Source organism: Chryseobacterium sp. DT-167 (assembly GCF_058310155.1).
In genome coordinates this window covers 1-610 of record NZ_JBZEEQ010000087.1, presented here as the reverse complement: position 1 = coordinate 610, position 610 = coordinate 1, and the positions used below count along the sequence as shown (strand labels likewise).

The window sequence follows — 610 nt, the reverse complement described above, 5'->3', positions numbered from 1 at the left end:
GTCGCCGCCGCCGTCGCCCGCTGACGCGGCGCATCCGGTGGCGATGAGGGCGAGGGTTGCGGCGCCGGCGACGGACACGGCGACTTTGTTGCGCGGTGATTTCACGGTCACTTCCTTGTGCCTGGTGGGTGTGGGAGCGCTCCCAAACAACGCTGTGAGAGCGCTCTCACGAGGTGTCCCGAAACCATACGACGGCCGATCCCGCCCCGTCAAGGAAAATTTGGGAGCGCTCCCACGGACCGACCGTGACGGCGGCTCGTCGCTAGTGGCTCTCGCGCACCCGGCGGACGCCGGCCTCCTGCACCCCGGCCCAGCGGAGGTACGCGCCGAGCAGCCCGAGGACCGCCGTGACGGCGATGGCCCACCACGGCACTCCCGGCCCCGCCGCGTCCCGGCCCGAGGCCGCGACCTCGTCCGGCGGCGTGGGGAGTACGCGCTCGGCCGTCACGAGGATGCGGTGGCTGTTGATGCCCAGAGGGGTGCACGTCACGAGCGTCACGAGGTCGTCCCCGGGCACGGCGCCCAGCATCTCCGTCTCGGTCGGTTCGACGACGCGCGCGTCGACCACCCGGTAGACGAGAACCTCCCCGAGGACCTCGATCGTGAAGGA

Annotated in this window: 1 protein-coding gene; it reads right to left on the bottom strand. The window is 71.5% G+C overall.

Features of this window, described 5'->3' with window-relative positions; all coding sequences use genetic code 11:
* Nucleotides 1-262 precede the first annotated feature (262 nt).
* The coding region (locus tag AC4FQ5_RS19895; RefSeq protein ID WP_491146366.1) for a sortase at nucleotides 263-610 on the bottom strand (348 nt) is incomplete at its 5' end.